This window comes from Halorubrum sp. SP9 (genome assembly GCF_005435015.1).
GTDB lineage: Archaea > Halobacteriota > Halobacteria > Halobacteriales > Haloferacaceae > Halorubrum > Halorubrum sodomense.
Genome location: NZ_SGXU01000542.1, coordinates 1 through 327, shown reverse-complemented (window position 1 = coordinate 327; position 327 = coordinate 1). Strand labels below are relative to the sequence as shown.

1 protein-coding gene is annotated in these 327 nt (G+C 65.7%); it reads left to right on the top strand.

From position 1 onward, the window contains the following. The first annotated feature begins 58 nt into the window (after positions 1-58). On the top strand, positions 59-193 hold the full coding sequence (locus tag EXE45_RS18525; protein ID WP_007995132.1) for a preprotein translocase subunit Sec61beta: 135 nt from the start codon (positions 59-61) through the stop codon (positions 191-193). Positions 194-327 lie beyond the last annotated feature (134 nt).

Genomic DNA, 327 nt, shown 5'->3' with positions numbered 1-327 from the left:
GTTTACGCCGCGTCGCCGTCCAGCAACGGACATGAGTGGTTCCAACTCCGGCGGGCTGATGTCCAGCGCGGGACTGGTCCGCTACTTCGAGAACGAGGACCGGAACGCCATCGCGATCGACCCCAAGACGGTCGTCGCGTTCTGCGTCCTCTTCGGCGTGTTCGTCCAGATCCTGTCGCTGACCGTCGCGTAGGCTTCCCTTTCTCCTCGCACCGACGGACCGAGCGCGAACCGTTCGCCCGCGTAGCGCGCCCTTTTTCCACGCGCCCGCCCCACCCCTTCGTATGAAAGCAGGCGTCATCGCCGTTCAGGGCGACGTGGCCGAAC

Bases quoted from the DNA above. Each gene is read 5' to 3' on its own strand.
- EXE45_RS18525 (WP_007995132.1), top strand. From the start codon at position 59: ATGTCCAGCGCGGGACTGGTCCGCTACTTCGAGAACGAGGACCGGAAC.